This window comes from Rubrivirga sp., assembly GCF_049648075.1.
Taxonomy (GTDB): domain Bacteria; phylum Bacteroidota; class Rhodothermia; order Rhodothermales; family Rubricoccaceae; genus Rubrivirga.
On sequence record NZ_JBARYR010000167.1, the window covers coordinates 1 to 1,750 of the forward strand.

At 69.9% G+C, this 1,750-nt stretch carries 2 protein-coding genes; both read left to right on the forward strand.

What is annotated here, in order from left to right; genetic code table 11:
• Positions 1-735: hypothetical protein (locus WBA11_RS04825; RefSeq protein ID WP_424519587.1), on the forward strand; the 735-nt coding region annotated here is incomplete at its 5' end.
• 56 nt (positions 736-791) lie between these two features.
• The gene (locus WBA11_RS04830; protein ID WP_424519588.1) at positions 792-1,607 is read left to right on the forward strand and encodes a hypothetical protein; all 816 of its coding nucleotides are present in this window, start codon (positions 792-794) and stop codon (positions 1,605-1,607) included.
• Positions 1,608-1,750: the final 143 nt, after the last annotated feature.

Genomic DNA, 1,750 nt, shown 5'->3' on the forward strand with positions numbered 1-1,750 from the left:
CGTCTGGCGGGGGCCATCCGGCGGCAGGACTGGTTCGTGGTCGCCCTCGAGGTCGCCATCGTCGTGCTCGGCGTGGTCATCGGTTTCCAGGTCACGGCCTGGGGGCAAGAGCGCGACATGCGGGACAGAGAAGAGGTGCAGCGCGCGGCGCTCCGCGAGGACTTCGTCGCCAACCGGCAGCAGCTCACGCGAGTGCTCGCGGGCTTGGACGTCGCCGTGGCGGGGCAGCGAGAGCTGCTCCGGGTGATGCACGGTCATTCGCCACGCCCCGACCCAGACTCGCTCGGCGGGCTGGTGTTCTCAACGGTCACGTTCGCTCGGTTCCAGCCCGTGATGGGCGCCTACGACGCGATGCTGAGCGCGGGCGACCTCCGCCTCATCCGCGACCCAGACCTCCGTTCGAACCTGGCCCACTTCGCGGAGCTGGCGGACGCGGGGTTCGAGGACGAGGAGCAGATGACGGACCTGCGGGTCCGCCTGTTCGGCGTGCTCGGCGAAAATGGAGACATCCTCTCCATCGTCTACCCCGCGTGGCGCGAGGGCAGCGGCTTGCCGGCGAGCTCGATGACGATGGACGTCGACGCGTTGCTCGCCAGCCCCGAGTTCAGCACCCTCGCCACGAATATGGCCTTTGGGGAGGCCTCCATGCAGAGCTACTACCGGCGCATGGAAGAGCACCTCGACGCTGTGTTGGCCGGCCTCGGCGTGGCCCCCGACACCGTCACGTCCCCCTAGCCCCCGGTCGCCTCATGTCCTCCGACGTTCACTCTCCAGCAGATCCTCCGACGGACTTGCCCGCGACGTCCGCCGGCCCGCGGCGGCGGCTGTTCTTCGCCCGACTGGCGGAGGCCGTCCGGCGGCAGGACTGGTTCGTGGTCGCCCTCGAGGTCGCCATCGTCATCGTCGGCGTGGTCATCGGCTTCCAGGTGACGGCCTGGGGGCAGGAGCGGGTGAACCAGGACAAGGAACAGACCTATCTCCGGCAGCTCGCAGCCGACCTCACCGAGACCGAGCGCTTGGTCGCGGCCGAGGACTCCGTCCGGTTCGCCCAGACCCTCCCGCTCGCCCGGAAGCTTCTCCGCTCGTTCGGCTACGCCCCCAAGCCGCCCGCTGACTCCATCCTGACGTGGTTTCCCGATGCGTGGCGGTTCGGGTTCCTCCGTCCCGTCCTCGGAACGGCGAGCTCGCTGGTCTCGTCGGGCAACATCGACCTCGTCCGCGACGACTCCCTCCGCTCGGCTATCATTACCTACCTCGACCTGAACGAGGAGCTGATGGAGGAGCAGCGCCTCCTGCGAGACAACGTCGAGGCGGCCGGGCAGCGCATCACCCGGCGCCTCGACATCTCCGAGTACGTGTTCCGGACGTTTCCCGACAGCGTGCGGGAGGCGCGCTCGCGACGGCCCGACGACGTCGGCCTCTTCCCGACGGGCGACTGGGCCTCGCCGATGCCACTCGACGTGGACGCCTTCTACGCGGACCCGCTGATGTACACGAGTACGTGGTCGCTCAGCCTCACGCTCAGCCAGATCGCGTCCACGCACCGGGAGATGCGTGAGAGCGCCGCCGCGCTCCGCCAGCGGGTCGAGGCCCACCTCGAGCTATGAGCGACACCCCGCCCCCGCCCGCCTCGGCGCCCCCACCACCCGACCCGGCCCCGTCCGCGCCGCCGTCGAGGCGGTGGGACTGGCGGCCGAAGCTCCGCTGGTTCGCCGCCGAGTATTTCATCGTCGTCCTCGGCGTGCTCACC